This is a genomic window from Kitasatospora aureofaciens, assembly GCF_019192735.1.
GTDB lineage: Bacteria > Actinomycetota > Actinomycetes > Streptomycetales > Streptomycetaceae > Kitasatospora > Kitasatospora aureofaciens_A.
Map to the genome: position 1 here is coordinate 1 of NZ_JAHTKP010000086.1, position 18,602 is coordinate 18,602.

Consider the following 18,602-nt stretch of genomic DNA (forward strand, 5'->3'; position numbering starts at 1 on the left):
CCGCCTCCTACGCCGACCGCGTCGTCTTCCTCGCCGACGGCCGCATCGTCGACGAACTCCACACCCCCACCGCCGACACCGTCCTGGACCGCATGCGCCGCTTCGACGCCAAGGGCCGCACCAGCTAAAGGCCACGACCAGTCAGGGCCCGGCAGCCCGCCGCCCCCCACGCGACTTCAGGACACCTCATGTACCGCACCGCTTTGCGCAACGTGCTGGCCCACAAGGGCCGGCTGCTGATGACGGCGCTCGCCGTCATGCTGGGCACCGCCTTCGTGGCGGGCACCATGGTCTTCTCCGACACCTTCGGCAAGGCCATGCGGGACAGCAACTCCAAGAGCTACTCGGACGTCTCGGTCCAGGTCGTGGACCGCGCGGCCGGCTCGAACGCCTCGGCCAAGCAGAAGAGCGAGAGCGGCTCCGCCGCGCTCACCGACGCCACCGTCCAGCAGCTGGACGCCCTGCCGGGCACCGCCAACGCCCGCGGCGTGGTCAGCGGCTTCACCGGGGTCGCCGACCGGGGCGGCAACCTGATCGGCCAGTTCTGGGCCGCCAAGGGCGCCAACTTCGCCCCGGGCCAGGACGGCAAGGACCCGCGCTACCCGATGGCCGAGGGCCAGGGCCCGAAGAACGGCAAGGAGATCGCGCTCGACCGAAAGACCGCCGACAAGGCGGACTACAAGGTCGGCGACACCGTCCGGGTCGCCGCCAACGGCCCAGTGGTCGAGGCCAGGCTCACCGGCATCTTCACCACCGACGACCCGGTGGTGAACACCGGCGGCACGCTCACCCTGTTCGACCGCGCCACCGCCCAGCAGCTGCTGCTGGAGCCCGGCCGCTACAGCAGCATCGTGCTCACCGCCAAGCCCGGCACCACCGAGGACGCGCTGCTCGCCCAGGCCCAGCCCACCGTGTCCGGCCACCAGTTCGACGTCGAGACCGGCGCCAAGCTCAAGGCCGACGAGCAGGCCATGATCACCAAGAGCACCGACAGCATGCGCACCATGCTGCTCGTGTTCGCCCTGATCTCGCTCTTCGTCGGCATCTTCATCATCGCCAACACCTTCACCATGCTGGTCGCCCAGCGCACCAAGGAGCTCGCGCTGCTGCGGGCGATCGGCGCCAGCCGCAAGCAGGTCACCCGCTCCGTCCTGATCGAGGCCCTGCTCATCGGCACGGTCTCTGCCACGGCCGGTCTGATCGTCGGTATCGGGATCGGCGCCGGGATGCAGTCCCTGATCGGCACGCTGAACGAGAACATGCCGAACGGCACGCTGGTGATCAAGCCGCTCACCGTCGTGGTGACCATCGGCGTCGGTGTACTGGTGACGGTGCTCTCCGCCCTGCTGCCCGCCCTGCGCGCCGCCCGGATCGCCCCGGTGGCCGCGATGAGCAGCGGCGACCAGCCGGCCAGCCAGAAGAGCCTGGTGGTCCGCAACACGATCGGCTCGCTGCTCGCCGCCGGCGGCCTCGCGCTGATCGGCTTCGGCGCCTCCACCGGTGACGACAGCGGCCGGATGCCGGTCGGCCTGGGCGCCTTCCTGGCCCTGATCGGCGTGTTCGTCCTGCTGCCGCTGCTGTCCCGCCCGGTGGTCGCGCTGGTCGGCCCGCTGCTGCGGGGCCTCGGCGGCACCCCGGGCAAGCTCGCCCAGCAGAACGCCGTGCGCAATCCGCGCCGCACCGCGGCCACCGCCGCCGCGCTCACCATCGGCCTGACCCTGGTCAGCGGCCTCACCGTGATCGGCGCGTCGGTCGGCGGCGCGATCGACAAGGCCGTCACCAGCTCCATGAAGGCCGACTACATCGTCTCGGCCGCCAACGGCATGAGCCTGTCCGACCAGGTGGCCGCCCAGATCGCCAAGGCCCCCGGGGTGGTCGCCTCCTCGCCGCTGACCGCCGCCTACTGGGAGCTCGACGGCACCAGCAAGGCGATCACCGGCCTGAACGCGGACACCTTCGACCAGCTCGCCGAGGTCAGGCTGACCAGTGGCTCCGCCGCCGCGCTCGGCCAGGGCAAGCTCCTGGTGGACCAGGACGTCGCCAAGAAGTTCAACGTCACCACCGGCTCGACGATGACCGTGTCCTACCCGGACCAGTCCACCGGGCAGCTCACCGTCGGCGGCGTGTACGAGACGGGCGGCATGCTCGGCCCGGTCGTCCTGGCCAACAGCGAGATCGCCAAGCACGACCCGAAGCCGTACGTCTCCGACGTCCTGGTCAAGAGCAAGGACGGCGCGACCGGCGCGCTCAAGCAGTCGCTCAAGGACGCCACCGGCGCCAACCCGGTGATCGAGGTCAAGTCCAAGCAGGAGGTCCGCGACGACTTCAGCCAGATCATCACCTTCGCGCTGAACCTGATGTACGGGCTGCTGGCGATGGCGGTCCTGATCGCGATCCTCGGTGTGATCAACACGCTGGCGATGTCGGTCTTCGAGCGCAAGCGCGAGATCGGGATGCTGCGGGCGATCGGCCTGGACCGCCGGGGCATCAAGCGGATGGTCCGTCTGGAGTCCGTGGTGATCTCGCTGTTCGGCGCCGGCATCGGCCTGCTGCTCGGCTGCTTCATCGCCTGGGCGATCAACGGCACCCTGAAGTCCAGCCTGGCCGGTCTGACCACGGTCCTCCCGTACGGCCAGCTGGCGCTGTTCCTGGCCCTGGCCGGACTGGTCGGCCTGGTGGCCGCGATCTGGCCGGCCCGCCGGGCGTCCAAGCTGGACATCCTGGAGAGCATCAAGACCGACTGACGCTCGGCCGAGCACGCGGAAGGCCCCTGCCGGGTTCGGCAGGGGCCTTCCTACTTCTGTACTCCGCCCGGTCGCACGGCCGGCTGAGCACCACGGAGGTCGTGGTCCGGCGACGCTGCCGGGCGGAGGGCCTCCGACTCATACCCCGGTGCTCCCACACCGGGGCCTCAGTCGCTTACTTGCTGGCGAGTTCCTTCTCGGCGGCCGGCTTGGCGGCCTCCACGGGCTTCGTGGGCGCCGTGACCTCCTGGATGGGCAGGTACGGCTTCTCCATCTGGGACAGGCCGACCATCTCGCGCTTCAGGAAGACGGCCAGCGTCCAGTCGGTGAAGACCCGGACCTTGCGGTTGAAGGTCGGCACCATGGCGCCGTGGTACGCGCGGTGGAACCACCAGGCGAGGCGGCCCTTCAGCTTGAACTTGCCGAAGAGGATCGCGACACCCTTGTGCAGGCCGAGACCGGCGACCGCACCGAGGTTCTTGTGCTTGTACTCCTTCTGCGGGAAGCCGCGCATACCGGAGATCACGTTGTCGCCGAGGACGACGGCCTGACGGCAGGCGTGCTGCGCGTTCGGCGGGCACCAGGCGCCCTCGCCGACGGCGAGGTCCGGCACCTGGGCGTTGTCGCCGGCGGACCAGACGTAGTCGAAGCCCTGGACCTGGAGGGTCGGCGCGGTGTCGACGTGGCCGCGCGGGCCCAGCGGCAGGCCGAAGTTGGCCAGCACCGGGTTCGGCTTCACGCCGGCCGTCCACACGATGGTGGAGGCGTCCATCTCCAGGCCGTTCTTGAGCACGACGTGCTGGTCGACGCAGGAGTCCATGGAGGTCTCGATGTAGACCTCGATGTTGCGCTCTTCGAGCTTCTCCTTGGTCCACAGACCGAGGTCCGGGCCCATCTCCGGGAGGATGCGGTTGGCCGCCTCCACCAGGATGAAGCGCATGTCGTCGCGGCTGACGGTCTTGTAGATCTTGGCGGCGTCGCGCGCCATGTCCTCGATCTCGGCGATCGTCTCGACACCGGCGAAGCCACCGCCGATGACGACGAAGGTCAGGGCCTGGCGGCGGATCGCCTCGTCCGTGGTGGACTCGGCCTTGTCCAGCTGGGCCATGACGTGGTTGCGGAGGCTGATGGCCTCCTCGACCGTCTTCATGCCGATGCCGTGCTCCGCCAGACCCGGGATCGGGAAGGTGCGGGAGACCGAGCCGGTCGCGACGACCAGGTACTCGAAGGGCAGCTCGTAGGAGTCGCCGGCCGCGGGCTGGATGGTGGCGACCTTGCGGGCGTGGTCCACACCGGTGACCGCACCGGTGAGCACCTCCGCCTTCTTGAGGGCGCTGCGCAGCGGCGCGACGAGGTTGCGAGGCGCGACGTTGCCGCCGGCCGCCTCGGGGAGGAAGGGCAGGTACGTCATGTACGACCGCGGGTCCACGACCGTGACGGTCGCTTCGCCGTAGCGCATCTTCTTGAGGATGCGCATCGCGGCATACAGGCCGACGTAACCACCGCCGACAATGAGGATGCGAGGACGCTCCGTGGTGCTCATATCCGAAAGTATCCAGCACCGTCCGGAGCAGCCTTCGTGAGCCCGGTCACAAGTGCATGGACACCCCGTGCTACACTGCGCGGCCACAAATCGGCCCCCTGAGCGACATCTCACCACCCCCGGGGGCACCCCGTGAGCACCGGGGCACACACCACCCGGCTGAGCAGCAACGATCCGTACAGCGCCCGGGTTCCCGCTCGTGATTTCGATTCTCAAACCTCAGCCGAGGCCTGACCTGCGATCCAACGGCCGCTACGCACGGCGAGCCTTCGGTCCCACATTTCGGACGTAGCGGGCGACCGGCTGCAACGAATGGCGGGATCGCCATGTGAAGAAATTCACGAAGCTTCCCGCACGCACCCGGGCGTGCCCCGGCCCCGGACCCCCGAAAGGGGCTCCGAGGCCGGTCAGGTAAGGCGTGCAGGGGGTCAGGTGGCCATACTCCAGGCGATCCCGTCGAGGATGTCGTGCTCGCTCACGACCACCTCGGCGGCACCGGTCCGGTCCATGATCTCCAGCAGCTCCAGCGCGCCGGCCGCGATCACGTCCACCCGGCCCGGGTGCAACGACGGAATCGCCGCGCGCTCGGCGTGCGTGGCAGCCAGCAGCTCACGGGCGATCTCGGCGACCCGCTCCCGACTGATCCGCGAGTGGTGGACCGCCACCGAGTCGTAGGCGGGCAGTTCCTGGGCGATCGCGGACACCGTGGTGACCGTCCCGGCCAGGCCCACCAGAGTGGCCGCGCCGGTCAGCGGGACGACCTCCTCGGCCTTGTCCAGCTCGGCCCGCACGTGGGCCCGGGCGGCCGCGATCTGCTCCTCGGAGGGCAGCTCGGCGCCACCGAAGTGGCGCTCGGTCAGCCGGACGCAGCCGATGTCCACCGAGCGCGCCGCCTGCACGTCGTCCCCGCCGAGCACGAACTCGGTCGAGCCGCCGCCAAGGTCGAACGCCAGGTACGGCGCCGGGAACTGACCTCTGGTCAGCTCCTTGGTGGCGCCGACGAAGGAGAGGTGCGCCTCCTCCTCGCCGCTGACCACCTCGGGCTCGACGCCCAGGATGTCGCGGACGCCCTTGACGTACTCGTCGCTGTTCTCGGCGTCCCGGGAGGCGCTGGTGGCGACGAAGCGGGTGCGCTCCGGGCCGACGCCGAAGCCGCTGATGATCTCCCGGTACTCGCGGCAGGCCGCGAAGGTGCGGGCCAGCGCGTCCGGGTGCAGCCGGCCGGTCCGGTCGACGCCCTGGCCCAGCCGGTTGATGATCATCCGGCGGTCCAGGTCGATGATCTCCCCGGTCTCCGGGTCGAGATCGGCGACCAGCAGGCGGATCGAGTTGGTGCCGCAGTCGATCGCGGCCACGCGGGTCATGCTCACTCGGACTCCTGCTCCGCTTCGGCTTCCTCGGCCTCGCGCTTCTTGGCGGCGCGCTCGGCGGTCTTCTGCTCCTTGGCGGCGATCACGGCCGCGTGGTCCTGCTCCTTGGCCCGGTTGCGGGCGACCCGCTCACCGGCCGCCTCGACCTCGGCCGGGGAGACGCACGGGCCCTTGGCCCACCAGTCCTCCAGCATGCCGATCGCCTCGTCGCCGAGCGGGTTGACGCCCTCGCCGGCCGCCAGCGAATGGCCCACCAGCACGTGCAGGCACTTGACCCGGTCCGGCATGCCGCCGGCGCTCGGGAAGCCCTCCAGCACCTCGATGGCGTCGCGCCGGGCGATGTAGTCCTCGTGCGCCTTCTGGTAGGCGGCGGCCAGCTCCGGGTCCTCGGCGAGCCGGGCGCTCTGCTCCTTCATCACGCCGTCCGCCTCCAGGGTGCCGATCAGCGAGGCGGCCTTGGGGCAGGTCAGGTAGTAGAGCGTCGGGAACGGCGTGCCGTCCGGTAGCCGGGGGGCCGTCTCCACGACGTCCGGGTTGCCGCAGGGGCAGCGGTGCGCCACGCCGCGCAGGCCGCGCGGCACCCGGCCGAGCTGGGCGGCGATGGCCGCGACGTCGGCGTCGGAGACGGCGGGGTGGTTCTCAGTGGTCATGGGGGGAGGTGTCTCCAGCGGATGGCGGTGGTGGGAGCGGACGAGCCGACGGAGGGGCCAGGGTAGCCGGGGCCAGAGCAGCCGGGGCGGCGGTGTCGGCGGCGTCCACCGAGTCCCAGATGCTGGAGTACCAGGGCTTGGCGGCCTTCAGCGGGCCGGTGGCCGTGCCGTCGGAGGGGGCGGACGAGGCGGCGGAGGACGGGGCGGCGGCCGGAGCTGCCGGGCCCACCGCGATGTACGGGGTCTCCCCCGGCATCGCGTAGTGCAGCCGGGCGCGGGCCTGCGCCTTGACGTACTCCGGGTCCTGCCAGCGGGCCTTCTCCCGGCGCAGCTGCTCGACCTGCTGCCGGGCGTGCTCGGCCTTCGCCCGCTGGGCGGAGATCTCGGCGCGCTGGGAGATGAACTGCCGCGTCGGGTAGGCGAGGATCGCCACCAGCGAGCAGAGCACCAGGACGAGGACGGTCGCCCGGCTCGTGAAGCGAGGCCGGGCCGCCAAGCCCGGGATCCTCCAGCCTGCCATCTCCCGTTCCCCTCCTGGTCGCGACGGTGCCCCGCCGTCCACCCTACGGGGTGAACGGCGGGGCACCGGTCAGGCATGCACTACCGGGGGCGCTCAGCCCCCTGGCGTCAGCGCTCAGCCCTCGTGCTTGAACCGCGGGAAGGCGCCGCGGCCGGCGTACTCGGCGGCGTCGTCGAGGATCTCCTCGATGCGCAGCAGCTGGTTGTACTTGGCGACGCGCTCGGAGCGGGCCGGGGCGCCGGTCTTGATCTGGCCGCAGTTGGTGGCGACGGCCAGGTCGGCGATGGTGACGTCCTCGGTCTCGCCGGAGCGGTGCGACATCATGCAGCGGTAGCCGTTGCGCTGGGCCAGCTCGACGGCGTCCAGGGTCTCGGTCAGCGAGCCGATCTGGTTCACCTTCACCAGCAGCGCGTTGGCGGTGCCGGTCTCGATGCCCTTGGCCAGGCGGGCCGGGTTGGTGACGAACAGGTCGTCGCCGACCAGCTGGACCTTGTCGCCCAGCTTGACGGTCATGGCCTTCCAGCCGTCCCAGTCCGACTCGTCCAGCGGGTCCTCGATGGAGACCAGCGGGTAGGCGGCGACCAGCTCGGCGTAGTACTCGATGAGCTCGGCGGCGGAGAGGGCCTTGCCCTCGAACTGGTAGGCGCCGTCCTTGTAGAACTCGGAGGCGGCGACGTCCAGGGCGAGCGCGATGTCGCGACCGGGCACGTAGCCGGCCTTCTGGATGGCCTCGGTGATGAGGTCCAGGGCCTCGCGGTTGCTGTCCAGGTTCGGTGCGAAGCCGCCCTCGTCGCCGAGGCCGGTGGACAGGCCGCGCTCCTTCAGCACGCCCTTGAGGGTGTGGTAGACCTCGACGCCCCAGCGGACGGCCTCGGAGAAGGACTCCGCGCCGATCGGGGCGATCATGAACTCCTGGATGTCGACGTTGGAGTCCGCGTGCGAACCGCCGTTGAGGATGTTCATCATCGGGACCGGCAGGACGTGCGCGTTCGGGCCGCCCAGGTAGCGGAACAGCGGCAGGTCGCTGGCCTCGGAGGCGGCGTGCGCGACGGCCAGCGAGACGCCCAGGATGGCGTTGGCGCCGAGCGAGGACTTGTCCGGGGTGGCGTCCAGGTCGAGCATGGCCTGGTCGATCAGACGCTGCTCGGTGGCGTCGTAGCCGACCAGCTCCGGGCCGATCTGCTCGATGACGGCCAGAACGGCCTTCTCCACGCCCTTGCCGAAGTAGCGGTTCTTGTCACCGTCGCGGAGCTCCAGCGCCTCGAAGGCACCGGTGGAGGCACCCGACGGGACAGCGGCACGACCGGTGCTGCCGTCGTCGAGGCCGACCTCGACCTCGACCGTGGGGTTGCCACGCGAGTCGAGAATCTCACGGGCTACGACGACATCGATGGACGGCACGAGGCATCTCCTTGCGGAAGCAGGGTCCGGCTGACGGTGGTGATGTCAGCGGGACGATTGCGGAGTCGTTACGACCAGAGCCTAACCGCACGGGCTCCCCGGGCCACGCTGACCTTGGGTCCCGTCTCAGCGTGTGGCCGTGCTACCCGCCGGTAGTTCACCTGGTTGCCCCAGCAAAGGGGGCGAACGCGGACGAAGGGGGCCGGAAGCGGCCCCCTTCGTGAATTCCGTTGCCCGGGCGGGTCAGCCGAGGTGCAGGACCTGGCCGGGGAGGATCAGGTTCGGGTCGCCGCCGACGGTGCCATGGTTGCCGTCGTACACCGACTGCCAGCCGCCGGAGACGCCCTGGGCGGCGGCGATGCTCGACAGCGTGTCGCCGTCGCGCACGGTGTAGTCGTGGCCGCCCTGCGGCGCGGCGGGCTGGGCGCGGTGCGCGGGGGCCGGCGCGGGGGCGGGGGCGGACTGGGCTGCCGGCGCGTACTGGGTCGCGGCCTGGCCGGCGTACTGGGCGTACTGCTGGTAGACGCTCTGGTGGCTGGTCCAGTACCAGGCGCCGTTGTTCTGGTACCAGTACACCTTCGCGTCGGCGTCCCAGCCGGCCTGGGGCTGGGCCTGATGCTGCGTCTGCGGCTGGGCGGCCGGCCTCTGGGTCTGCTGCTGGGCCTGCTGCTGGACGGGCTTCTGAGCCGGCTTCGGCTGCGCGGGCTTCGCGGCGTGCGACTGGGCGGCGGGCTGGGCGTCCGAGGAGGTGTCGACCGACGCCGGGGCGCCGCCCTTCGACAGGCCGGCCTTCTTCGAGCAGACCGGCCAGGCGCCCGGACCCTGCGAGGCCAGGACCTTCTCGGCCACCGCGATCTGCTGCGCCCTGTCGGCCTGGTTGGCCTGCGGCGCGTACGAGGTGCCGCCGTACGCCTTCCACGTGCTGGAGGTGAACTGCAGGCCGCCGTAGAAGCCGTTGCCGGTGTTGATGCCCCAGTCGCCGCCGCTCTCGCACTGGGCGACGGAGTCCCAGGCGGAGGCGGGGGCGGCGGAGGCGCCGGTCGCGGTGAGGATCGGCAGCGCGAGTCCGACGCCGGCCACGCCGGCGACGGCGATGGCCTTCTCGGCCTGGGTGCGACGACGATGACGGCCAGTTCCAACGAACAGCATGAAGAGGTCCCTCTCCGCACGCCTGCGAGGTGAGCTGTCGGGTTCGGACCGGGAGGTGGCCCGGCCGCCGTCAGCGGAAACGATTCCGCTTGGGCGGCTTCACCCCAAGCCGTTGGGGAACGGCAACAAACCTGGTTCCCCCGCCCCTGCCCAGGGTTCTGGTCGGTTTCCCGTTGCGCGGCGGGCAGGACTCGGCGTTCCGCGTACGAGGTCCGCAGCTGCGAACTCCACGGAGAGTAGACAGATCCTCAGACCGATCACAAGCTCATATCGCCGACATCACACAGAAATTACGGCGCAGGGTCGATCGCCTACCAACGGAGAAGGTTTGTCCGGGTTGATGGGTGTTCATACCGGCTTCAGGAGCGTATTGGCGACGTTTCGTCAGCGTGTCGGAGCGGTCGGGGACGCCGCGACGGGTGCGTGCGGCGACCGGCTCTCCGGGCTGAATTCGACCGGAAGTTCACGCAATCCACGCATGATCAGGCCACCGCGCCAGCGCAGATTCTCCGGACTTTCCGCCAACCGCAGATCGGGCAGCCGGGAAAGCAGCGTGGCCAGCGCACTTCGCCCTTCGAGCCGGGCCAGCGGCGCGCCGATGCAGTAGTGGATCCCGTGCCCGAAGCCCAGATGCGGGTTGTCCGTCCGGGCCAGGTCCAGGGTGTTCTCGTCGGCGAACCGGGCCGGGTCGCGATCGGCCGCGGCGAGCACCACCAGAACCGGGTCGCCGACCGGGATGTCCACCCCGCCGATGGTCAGCGGCCGGGTCGCGAACCGCCAGGTCGCCAGCTCCACCGGCCCGTCGTAGCGCAGGAGTTCCTCGATCCCGGTCTCCAGCAGCGCCGTCTCGCCGCGGGCCACCGACTCCTGCAGCAGCGCGCGCTGCTCGGGGTTGCGCAGCAGCGCGTACGTGCCGTTGCCGATCAGGTTGACCGTCGTTTCAAACCCGGCGAATAGGAGGATGAACGCCATCGCGGCGGCCTCGTTCTCCGTCAAGTGCTCGCCGTGGTCGCTCGCCCGGATCAGGCCCGAGATCAGATCGTCCCCGAGGTCCGCCCGCTTGCGGTGGATCAGCTCCAGCAGATACGCCCGCATCCGCTTCACCGCACGTCCCACGCCGCCGCGCTGGCCGCTGCCGTGACCAGGCTTTGTGTGTCGCAGCATCATGCCGGCCCAGTCGCGGAAGTCGTCCTGGTCCTCGGCCGGCACGCCCAGCATGTCGCAGATCGCGTAGATGGGGAGCGGGAACGCGAACTCGTGGATGAGGTCCGCCGAACCGCGCTGCGCGAAGCCGTCGATCAGGCGGTCGGTGAGCTGCTGCACCCGCGGCTCGAACTCGGCCACCCGGCGCGGCGTGAACGCCTTCGACACCAGGCGGCGCAGCCGGGTGTGGTCCGGCGGGTCGATGTTCAGCAGGTGCGTCATCAGGTCCGCCTGCCGCTCCCCCGGGATGCCCACCCGGCCGGTGCGGTGCGCCTGTTCGCTGTGGTGCGCCGGGTTCTTCGACAGCCGGCCGTCCGCCAGCGCCTGGCGCGCGTCCGCGTACCTGGTCACCAGCCAGGCCTCCACCCCGCTCGGCAGCGTGGTGCGGTGCACGGGGGCGTGCTCGCGCAGCCACGCGTAGGCCGGGTACGGATCGGCGGCGAACTCCCAGGTGAAGAGCGGCGGGCGGGCGGCGTCGGGCTGAACTGGCATGGGTCGACCGTATCCGGTGGGTCGGGTGCGCCCGGCCATCCGCGGTCGTCCCCGGCCATCAACGGCACGTGACCGGTTCGTCAACGGGCGGCGGACGGCTTCGGGACGCCTGCTCAACACCCCGTGGATGGTTTGTGGACGGCCAGTGGACGGCTCTTGGACAGGTCTTGGCCGCACGGCAGGCGTGAGCCTGGTCACCTGAGGGGTAATCCCTGTTGCGGAGGGTCAGGACGTGCCTACGATCCTCGGCAGAAAATCGTGGGCGCCGGTGCGGAGCCGCCCACAGGGAGGAGCGCACCATGCGGGTCACCGGGGCAGTCGTCGTCATCGCGGTACTCGACGGCGGGTCGGGGGCCGACCTCGCCCGACGGTTCACCGCGGCCGGCGCCGCCGGGGTGCTGATCGCCGACACGCATGTCGGCGTCGCCGAGGACCTCGCCACCGAGCTCGACCGGCCCGGCTGCCCCGTCGTCGGCGTCGGCGGGGACGTCCGCCGCCCCAGCGACGTCGCCGCGCTCGTCGACACCGCCGAGAAGCACCTCGGGCCGATCGACCTGTTCTGCGTCGCGGGCCCGGACGGCGAGCGGATCGTCTCCCTCGCCGACCTGCCCGACCACCTCGGCCTGGAGCGGCTCGCCGAACTCGTCGCCCTCGTCGGCGAGGCGATCGGCGAGGTCGTCCCGCGGCAGCGACGGGCCGTCCGGGACGCTGCGACGGCGGCGTAGGCGCCCTTGTTCGGGCTGTTCGGGCTGTTCGGGCTGTTCGGGCTTATCCGGGCCTATTCAGGCTGCTCGGGCTTCGCGGGCTTGAGCCCCTCCGCCGCACGCACCGCGTCCCGGTAGCCGCGCGCGGCGGCCCGCAGCGCCGCGTCCACGTCCACCCCGGCGTCGTGCGCGCGCTGCGCCACCGCCAGCAGCAGCCTGCCCGCGGACTCCGCCGTGAGCTCCGCGGGCAGCTCGTACGGCTCGTCCGGCACCCCCGCGAACCCCGCCCGGCGCACCCGCGACACCAGCTTCGCCGCGTACGCCAGCGACGGCAGCCCGGCCGGCACGCCGTCCAGCACCGACTCCCGGTCCGCCTTCTCGGCCGCCTTCAGCTGCTCCCAGTTCGCCTCCACCTCGGCGGCGCCCTCGGCCTCGACGTCCCCGAACACGTGCGGGTGCCGGTACATCAGCTTCTCGACGATGTCGCCGGCCACGTCGTCGATCGAGAACGCCTCGGTCGGGTGCTCCTCGGCGATCCGGGAGTGGAAGAACACCTGGAGGAGGACGTCCCCCAGCTCCTCGCGCAGCGTGTCCCGGTCCCCCTCCTCGATCGCCTCGACCAGCTCGTACGCCTCCTCGACCAGGTACTTCACCAGGCTCGCGTGCGTCTGCTCGGCATCCCACGGGCAGCCGCCCGGCGAGCGCAGGCGGTCCATCACCGACACCAGGTCCAACAGGCGCGCCCCCGGCAGGTCGTACGACCCCGGCAGCACCTCGATCTCCGGCACCTCGCCCGCGTGCTCCACCGCCAGCCGCGCCAACGCATTCGTCAGCCCCGGATCCCCGTCCGGGCTGCCCAGCCACACCGTCGGCCCCGCCTCCGCCGGCTGCCCGGTCAGCAGCCGCGCCAGCGCGGGCGCCGACCCGGCCGCCACGACCTCCACCGCCACCCCGGCCTGCCGCACCGCTGGCACCTGCGGATGCCCGGCATCCCCGACCAGCACCCGCCCCGCCGACCGCAACGCCTCCCACGCCGGCCACGCCAGCAACCCGGGAGCCACCCGGTGGGTGGTGGTGAGCAGGATCAACTTCGCGCCCGGAGAATTCGTCGTCACACCCCCGAACCTACCCGCCACGGCACCCCCGCCGCCCTCCGGATCCGCGGGCTCCCACCACTCCGCTGGAAGTCGACCCCGCCGCGCTCAGCACAAACCGGCTGCGCAGTAAGTCGACCCTGCCGACCTCCTGGTCACCGGAGCGAACCGCTGAGCGGGAGCCCGGCAGTCGCTCTCGGGGTGGCCGCAGCAAGTCGGCGGGTTCGACTTCCTGCCGCGGGCGGCGTTCAGGCCACCACCTGTGCGCAGGAAGTCGGAAGTATCGACTTCTGGCGTGGGCGGGGATGCTCAGCGGGTGGTGCGGTGGGGTTGGAGGGTGTCCAAGGTCTGGCGGAGGCGGCGGACGGCGAGGTGGTGGGGGCCGTCGCGGCGTTCGCGTTCGAAGAGGAGCTGGAGGAGCCACTGCCAGGCGTTCTCGGTGTCGCCGGCGGCGGCGAGGCGGAGGCCGATCCGTTCGCGGAGGTCGTAGGCGCGCTCGGGGTCGGTGTCGTGGGCCGCTGCGGCGAGCAGGGCCTGGTACTCGGCCATCGCCTCCGGGCCCTGGCCGAGCTGGTCGAGGCAGATCGCCGCACGGTAGCGGTGGTCGAGGGCCTGGGGCCCGTACGGCCCGCCCTCGGCGGTGGCAGCGAGGCGGCGGTACTCGGGGAGGGCCTGGCCGTAGTGGCGTTCCTGGAGGAGGGTGCGGGCGTAGATGGTGCGGATGGTGCGCACCAGCGGGGCGCCGTCGCCGAGTTCGGCCTCCGCACGCCGCAGCAGCTGGGCGGCGAGGCCGAGGACCTCGGTGTGGCGCCCGGCGTCGACGAGGTCGGAGAGCCGGGCGCACTCCGTGGCAAGGTCCGGGCCGGAAGGGACGGGCGTCGGCACCACAGGCGGCGTGGGCGGGGGCGGCGGCGTGGGCACCGACGGGCGCACCGGCGTGGACGCGACCGCATCCGCCGGGCCGGGCTGCGGCTGGTGCGGGAAGCGGTACGGGCGCGTCGGGTCCGGCAGCACCGCGTACCGCGGCTGGGCGGCAGGCTCGGCCGAGGGCAGCAGCGGGAGCAGCCGCGCGTACACCTGCTGGGCGTCGGCGGGGCGGTCGGCGGGCTGCTTGGCGAGCAGGTCGAGGACGAGGCGTTCGAGCGGCAGCGGCACGTCCGGCCGCAGTTCGCGCAACGGCACCGGCGGCTCGTCCACGTGCCGCCGCAGCACGCCGAGGGCGGTCGGCGCGCGGAACGGCTCCTCGCCGGCGAGCAGCTCGTGCAGGAGGCAGCCGAGCGCGTAGAGATCGCTGCGCGGGTCGGTGGTGGCGGAGAGCGCCTGCTCGGGGGCCATGTAGGACGGGCTGCCGATCGGCACGCCGGTGAGGGTGAGGCGGGTGGCGTCGGTGTCGAGGGCGGTGGCGATGCCGAGGTCGAGCAGGACGGTCCGGCCGTCGTGGCGGACCATCACGTTGCTGGGCTTGAGGTCCCGGTGCACCACCGGCACGGCGTGGACGGCGGCCAGTGCGGCGCACAGCTGGGCGGCGACGGCGACCGCGCGCTCGATCGGGAACGGCGCGTCCTCGGCGATCAGGTCGGCGAGGCTGACCCCGGGGACGCGCTGCATGACGAGGTACAGCTCGTCCTCGTCCTCGCCGGCGTCGAAGACGGTGACCAGCCCGGGGTGGTCGAGCGCGGCCGTGATGCGGCACTCGCGGAGGAAGCGGCGGCGCAACTCGTCGCCGTGGCGGCGGCGTTCGGTGGTCGTGGTGGCGTAGGACGGGTCGGGGGTGACGAGGTGGTCGGTGCGGAGCAGCTTGACCGCGACCGGACGCTCCAGGCGTTCGTCGTGGCCGCCCCACACCTGGCCCATGCCGCCGTGACCGATCTTCTCGGCGAGCCGGTAGCGGCCGCCGATCACGCGGGCGACGGCGGTCACGTCCGGCCCTCGCGGGCCTGACGGCGCAGCAGTTCGCCGAGCTCGCGCAGGTCGTCGGCGGGCGGCGCCGTGGGCGGTGCAGCGGGTGGCACGGCGGGCGGCGCGGCGGGCGGTGCAGCGGGCGGTGCAGCGGGCGGTGCAGCGGGCGGGGGTGTGATGTGGCCGGGCATCGTCGACGCGTACGGGGAGAAGGTCGGCGCGGCGGGAGCGGTGGGCTCCCAGAGAGGGCGACGGTCCATCAGGAGGAAGTGCAGCGACGGGGTGAGCCAGAGCAGGCCCAGCGCGACCTGGCCGACGACGTCCGCGGCCGAAGCCTTCAGGCTGCCCGCGATTCCCGCGCAGACGATCATGGTCAGGAACAGCGCGCAGTACACCACCGCGCCGACGACGTCGTACGGCCGCCGACGGCGGATCGCCAGCACCAACGACGGGACGGCACCCAGCAGACCCGCCGTCAGCAGCGGGGCGAGCGCACACAACACCCGTACGGGCACCCCGAACCGGCCGGGCGCGGCCGAGGCCGCACCGGGTATCCCGCCGGTGACGGCACCACCGGGCGGAGGTCCGAACGGCCCGGGGTACTGCCCTGCCATGTGTGCTCCTGAGCTGGTGAGGACCAACGCCGGCCGCGATGCGGACGGACCCAGCACACCGTACCGCCCGACCCACCGACTCCGGAGGCCTTCGCTCCGCTGCCAAGGCGCCCGGCAATGGCGACTTGGGGGTGGCCTCACCGAGAAGGCACGCACCGGGCAGGCGGGCGATGGGCGGGGGCCGCGTGTGGGGCTCCTCGCAGGCCGGCGAGCGGGCGAGGCGTCGCGACAGGGGCTGGGGCGGCGGGCGTTGGCCGGGGGCCGGCCCGCTCGCTATGGGGTCAGGGTGCCGGTGGCCAGGGCGTCCGTGGCGGCCTGGGTGAGGGTGTGGGCGAGGGCGGCGGCCTGGGTGAGGGTGGTGGTGAAGGTGGCGAGGCGGGCGAAGGCGGTGCCGAGGCGGTGTTGGTCGGGGAGGGGGAGGCGGGGGAGTTCGACGCGGCGGATGTCGAGGCGGGCGGTGGTGGTGGCGTGGCTGGCGGCGCGGCGGGTGCCGGCGGTGGAGCGGAGGTGGCCGGCCAGGAATTCGGGGTCGAGGGCGGTCGGGTCGGGCCGGAGGAGGTGGAGGCGGCTGCCGAGGGCGGCGCCGACGAGGGGGCCTTCGGCGGGGACGACGAGGGCGAGGCCGCCGCCGAGGGCGGGGACGAGGACGTCGCCGGGCCGGGTGCGGAGGTCGCCGGGGGTGGCGGGGGCGGCGAGAACGGCGGTGGGCGGGTTGCCGGTGGCGAGGTCCTGGTCGGTGATGACGGGGGTGTCGCCCGGGCCGGGACGGGTGGGGGCGCCGGTGCCGGAGGAGTACACCTCCAGCACCCCGCTGCGGACGAGTTCGCCGACCGAGACGACGCCGGCGGCCGGCTCGGCCCCGGGCCGGGGCAGGAGGGTGTCGGGGGCGGCCAGGCCGGCCAGGAGCTCGGTCAACCGTCCGCTGAGGTGGGCGAGTTCGGCGGCGCCGCCGAGCGGGGCGGCGGGCGGGACGTGGCGGGCGGGCGCGAGGTCGGTCTCGTCGTCGAGCAGGTCGATGGCGGCCATGGTGCGGTGGACGCCGGGGCGGTCGGCGGGCACCGGCCGGCCCTCGCGGGCGGCGAGGTCGAAGGCGTGCCAGGCGTCGAGGACGGTCCGGCGCAGTGCGGGCCAGTCGACCTTGTCGCGTCCGCCCTCTCCGGCGTCCGTCCCGGCCCCCGCGTCGAGCAGCAGGACCTGCCGGAAGTCGTCCCCGGGCCGGGGCGCCCGGAGCACCCACAGGTGCAGCGGGACGCCGTACGGCGGGGCGGCGCCGGCGGGCAGGGCGATGACGGCGCGCAGCGCGCCGGAGCGGAGGAGTTCGGCGCGGATGCGGCGGCCCGCCCGGCGGGTGGCGACGGTGGGGGGCAGGAGGAGGGCGGCGAGGCCGCCGGGGCGGGTGTGGGCGAGGCAGTGCAGGACCCACGCGAGTTCGGACTCGCCGCGGGGCGGGACGAGTCCGCCGGGCCAGCGGGTGTCGTACTGCAACTCGTCGTGCCCCCAGTCCCGTTCGTTGTACGGGGGCTGGCAGAGCACGGCGTCGAAGGTGTCGCCGGGGTAGCCGTCGGCGCGCAGGGCGTCGCCGGGGCGCAGCGTGAGCGCGAGCGGGCCGGGTTCGGCGGCGGGGGTGTGCAGGGCGAGCCGGAGCTGCGCGAGGGCGGCGGTGACCGGGTCGGCGTCCTGGCCGTGGCGGGCGGTGGCCGGCGGGTGGGCGAGCAGGACGGCGCCGAGGCCGGCGGCCGGGTCGAGCACGGAGGCGGACGCGTCGGCGAGGGCGGCGAGCAGTTCGGCGGCCTCCGGCGGGGTGGGGCTGAGCTGACGGGTGTTGGCCTCGGCGTAGCGGGTGAGCAGTTGCTCGTACGCCCCGGCGGCGCCGGTGTCCGCGGCGAGGGCGGCGAGCAGGCGGGCGAGGTCGAGCTGGGTGCTGCCGAGGAGGCCGGGGAGGCGGAGGAGCGCGGCGCCGTCCAGGCCGAGGGTGTGAACGACGGTGTCGGCGACGGCCCGGGGCAGCGCGGTGGCGAGGCGGGTGTCGGATTCGGCGGCGAGGGAGGCCCAGCGCTCGGGGGCGCGGTGCAGCAGGAGGAGGACGGCGCCGGCCTCGACGAGGGGCGCGGCGGGGTGGCCGGCCGGGTCGCGCAGGGTGTCGACGAGTTGCCAGGCCTTTTCGAGCAGCGGGAGTTCGGCGATCTTGCCCTGGTCGCGCAGCCAGGCCTCGACCTCGCCGAGGTCGAAGGTGGGGCTGGCGTCGGTGCCACCGGCCGGGCGGGGGAAGTCGGCGTGGCGGCGGCGCCAGTTGCTGACCGCGGCCCGGCCGACGCCGGCCAGCCGGGCGATCTCGACGGCGGTCACTTCGGGACGGTCCGGCACGGGGGCTCCTTCGGCGACGCGGGCGAACCCGGAGGGCAGGGGTGTGATCACACAGCATAGCGACGGACCCGTCCGCCCGAGTTCACATGTGAACAGAGGTCTTTTGTGAATTACTATTGACATGGTTCACGAATCGGTGATGTGATCTCTCTGTCGCCACCGAGCGAGGGGTGACCACCAGGAAGACACCGAGCACCGGGAGAACCGCCATGTCCGCGAGCACCGCCCGCCGCACCACCGCCCGCCGCACCACCCGCCGCACCGCCGCCCTCCTGCTGGGCGCCGCGCTGGTCACCCTCACCGCGACGGCCTGCAACTCCACCGGCGGCACCACCGTCTCGACCGAGGCCAAGCAGACCTCCCCGGCCGCCGGCGCGGCGGCCAAGCCCGCCGACAGCAAGCCCGCCGACGCCCCCAAGGCCCCGGCCAAGGTCGGCGACACCATCGCCCTCAAGGGCATGGACAAGGGCAACACCGCCGACGTCACCGCCGTGACGGTGGTCGACCCGGCCGAGAGCGCGAACGAGTACCTCAAGCCCGCCGACGGCAAGCGCTACGTCGCCGTGCAGTTCCAGATCAAGGCCACCGGCGGCCAGGCCTACAGCGAGGCCCCCTGGGACAGCGCCAAGGTGGTGGACGCCCAGGGCCAGGCGTACGGCCCGAGCCTCGCCGAGACCAAGGCCGGCCCGGCCTTCCAGACCCCCACCAACATCGCCCCCGGCGAGACCGGCAAGGGCTTCGTCACCTTCGAGATCCCGGCCGACGCCAAGCTCGACAAGGTCCAGTTCGCCCTGGACAACGGCTTCTCCAACCAGGTCGGCCAGTGGAAGATCGGCTGACCGCAGGATCGGCCGA

13 protein-coding genes, 2 pseudogenes and 1 riboswitch are annotated in these 18,602 nt (G+C 72.6%); of the genes and pseudogenes, 4 read left to right on the plus strand and 11 right to left on the minus strand.

Annotation, left to right across the window (positions count from 1 at the left end; genetic code table 11):
* Nucleotides 1–128, plus strand: a pseudogene (locus tag KV557_RS43640) (ABC transporter ATP-binding protein); the annotation flags it as partial.
* 60 nt (nucleotides 129–188) lie between these two features.
* Nucleotides 189–2,744 (plus strand): ABC transporter permease, encoded by a 2,556-nt coding sequence (locus tag KV557_RS38090; RefSeq protein WP_218206245.1) that lies wholly within the window; start codon nucleotides 189–191, stop codon nucleotides 2,742–2,744.
* Nucleotides 2,745–2,919: 175 nt separating this feature from the next.
* On the opposite strand, the gene KV557_RS38095 is transcribed toward KV557_RS38090, so the two are convergent.
* The 7 genes and pseudogenes from KV557_RS38095 to KV557_RS38125 all read right to left on the minus strand — a co-directional run bounded on the left by KV557_RS38095 (nucleotide 2,920) and on the right by KV557_RS38125 (nucleotide 11,072).
* Nucleotides 2,920–4,287, minus strand: coding sequence for an NAD(P)/FAD-dependent oxidoreductase (locus KV557_RS38095; protein ID WP_218206248.1), 1,368 nt, complete (start codon nucleotides 4,285–4,287; stop codon nucleotides 2,920–2,922).
* A gap of 428 nt (nucleotides 4,288–4,715) precedes the next feature.
* The gene (locus tag KV557_RS38100) at nucleotides 4,716–5,651 is read right to left on the minus strand and encodes a Ppx/GppA phosphatase family protein (RefSeq protein ID WP_218206277.1); all 936 of its coding nucleotides are present in this window, start codon (nucleotides 5,649–5,651) and stop codon (nucleotides 4,716–4,718) included.
* A 134-nt stretch (nucleotides 5,652–5,785) separates the two neighbouring features.
* Nucleotides 5,786–6,325 (minus strand): annotated as a pseudogene (locus tag KV557_RS38105) (DUF501 domain-containing protein); the annotation flags it as partial.
* The gene (locus KV557_RS38110; protein ID WP_256178565.1) at nucleotides 6,297–6,803 is read right to left on the minus strand and encodes an FtsB family cell division protein; all 507 of its coding nucleotides are present in this window, start codon (nucleotides 6,801–6,803) and stop codon (nucleotides 6,297–6,299) included. The pseudogene KV557_RS38105 and the gene KV557_RS38110, both read right to left, overlap by 29 nt.
* A 138-nt stretch (nucleotides 6,804–6,941) precedes the next feature.
* Complete coding sequence (gene eno / locus KV557_RS38115; protein ID WP_218206251.1) at nucleotides 6,942–8,228, minus strand: phosphopyruvate hydratase; 1,287 nt, start codon at nucleotides 8,226–8,228, stop codon at nucleotides 6,942–6,944.
* A gap of 243 nt (nucleotides 8,229–8,471) precedes the next feature.
* The gene (locus tag KV557_RS44275) at nucleotides 8,472–9,377 is read right to left on the minus strand and encodes a LysM peptidoglycan-binding domain-containing protein (protein ID WP_218206253.1); all 906 of its coding nucleotides are present in this window, start codon (nucleotides 9,375–9,377) and stop codon (nucleotides 8,472–8,474) included.
* A gap of 5 nt (nucleotides 9,378–9,382) precedes the next feature.
* Nucleotides 9,383–9,552, minus strand: a riboswitch (cyclic di-AMP (ydaO/yuaA leader).
* Nucleotides 9,553–9,761: 209 nt separating this feature from the next.
* Nucleotides 9,762–11,072 (minus strand): cytochrome P450 family protein, encoded by a 1,311-nt coding sequence (locus KV557_RS38125; protein ID WP_218206255.1) that lies wholly within the window; start codon nucleotides 11,070–11,072, stop codon nucleotides 9,762–9,764.
* Between the two features lie 299 nt (nucleotides 11,073–11,371).
* Between KV557_RS38125 and KV557_RS38130 the strand changes: the two genes are divergently transcribed.
* Nucleotides 11,372–11,797, plus strand: a complete 426-nt coding sequence (locus KV557_RS38130) for an SDR family NAD(P)-dependent oxidoreductase (RefSeq protein WP_218206257.1) — start codon at nucleotides 11,372–11,374, stop codon at nucleotides 11,795–11,797.
* Nucleotides 11,798–11,850: 53 nt separating this feature from the next.
* Here the strand turns inward: KV557_RS38130 and KV557_RS38135 are convergent, their stop codons facing one another.
* The 4 genes from KV557_RS38135 to KV557_RS38150 all read right to left on the minus strand — a co-directional run bounded on the left by KV557_RS38135 (nucleotide 11,851) and on the right by KV557_RS38150 (nucleotide 17,747).
* Nucleotides 11,851–12,891: a MazG family protein gene (locus tag KV557_RS38135; RefSeq protein WP_218206259.1), complete on the minus strand. Its 1,041-nt coding sequence runs from the start codon at nucleotides 12,889–12,891 to the stop codon at nucleotides 11,851–11,853.
* Nucleotides 12,892–13,179: 288 nt separating this feature from the next.
* Complete coding sequence (locus KV557_RS38140) at nucleotides 13,180–14,790, minus strand: serine/threonine-protein kinase (RefSeq protein WP_308130272.1); 1,611 nt, start codon at nucleotides 14,788–14,790, stop codon at nucleotides 13,180–13,182.
* The gene (locus tag KV557_RS38145) at nucleotides 14,787–15,383 is read right to left on the minus strand and encodes a hypothetical protein (protein ID WP_218206261.1); all 597 of its coding nucleotides are present in this window, start codon (nucleotides 15,381–15,383) and stop codon (nucleotides 14,787–14,789) included. Before KV557_RS38145 ends, KV557_RS38140 begins: the two co-directional genes overlap by 4 nt.
* A 273-nt stretch (nucleotides 15,384–15,656) precedes the next feature.
* Complete coding sequence (locus KV557_RS38150) at nucleotides 15,657–17,747, minus strand: N-6 DNA methylase (RefSeq protein ID WP_218206263.1); 2,091 nt, start codon at nucleotides 17,745–17,747, stop codon at nucleotides 15,657–15,659.
* A gap of 209 nt (nucleotides 17,748–17,956) precedes the next feature.
* On the opposite strand from KV557_RS38150, the gene KV557_RS38155 reads away from it, so the two are divergent.
* Nucleotides 17,957–18,586 carry a DUF4352 domain-containing protein gene (locus tag KV557_RS38155; RefSeq protein WP_218206265.1) on the plus strand — a complete coding sequence of 210 codons (630 nt, stop codon included), beginning with the start codon at nucleotides 17,957–17,959 and terminating at the stop codon, nucleotides 18,584–18,586.
* The last annotated feature ends 16 nt before the right edge of the window (nucleotides 18,587–18,602 follow it).